We start from the raw sequence: 914 nt of genomic DNA, 5'->3' as shown, positions 1-914 counted from the left end.
CAACTGAGCAGCGGACGGAAAAAGCTGTCAGGATCGTTACTGTCGGTGGTCCAGCCTGAGAGCGTCAGGTCATGGCTCATTTCCATCAGTCGCGCTTCCTGAAAACGGCCTTCAACCGGGACAATGGTCACTTTCACCCCCACCTGCGCCAAATCCGCCTGAATCAGCTCAGCGGCCCTTAACGGACCCGGATTATAGGACTGCGAGGCGACGGGCACCCACAGCTTGAGGTTAAGATCGGTTGCCCCCAGGGTTGTCAGCAAGCGGCGCGCTTCTTCCGGATTGTATTCGGTAATGCGCGATTCGCTGTCATAGGCCCAGGAGGCGCGGGGCAGCAGCGACGCTGCGGTTTCTGCCGTGCCGTAATAGATAGACTGCATCAAACGGTCATTGTTGATCGCCAGCGCAATGGCGCGGCGAATGCGCATGTCGTCCAACGGTGGTTTACGCACGTTAAAGGCGAGATACGCGATGTTCATCCCAGGACGCAGCGAGAGCCGCAAGCGCGGATCGTTGCGCAAAATAGGCAACTGGTTGGCGGCGGGATAAGCCAGCACGTCGCATTCGCCAGTCAGCAATTTCGACAGACGCCCGGTGCCACCGACGCCCAAATCAACGACCACCTGCTGCATCCGCGGTTTGCCGCGCCAGTAGCGATCGTTGCGCATCAAGCGCAGATATTGACCGCTGCGATAGGCTTCGAGACGATAAGGCCCGGTACCGACCGGCTCACGGTCTAACTGCTCCTTTCTATCCTGTTTGATCAACTGCTGACCATACTCGGCGGAAAGTACTGGGGCGTAGTGGGTCGCCAGGTGCCACAAAAAAGAGGCATCAGGGCTGTTAAGGCGGATTTCCAGCGCATAGTCACCCAGCTTGCGGATGCTTTGCACCACATCGGAAAACTGCAAACT

1 protein-coding gene is annotated in these 914 nt (G+C 58.0%); it reads right to left on the bottom strand.

What is annotated here, in order from left to right:
* A partial coding sequence (sapA, locus tag J5224_RS30710) for an ABC transporter substrate-binding protein SapA (RefSeq protein WP_264628811.1) occupies nt 1-914 on the bottom strand: 914 nt, incomplete at both ends.

This window comes from Candidatus Symbiopectobacterium sp. NZEC135 (assembly GCF_025962695.1).
The sequence above is the reverse complement of the archived record's forward strand: the minus strand, read 5'-3'. Positions and strand labels throughout refer to the sequence as shown.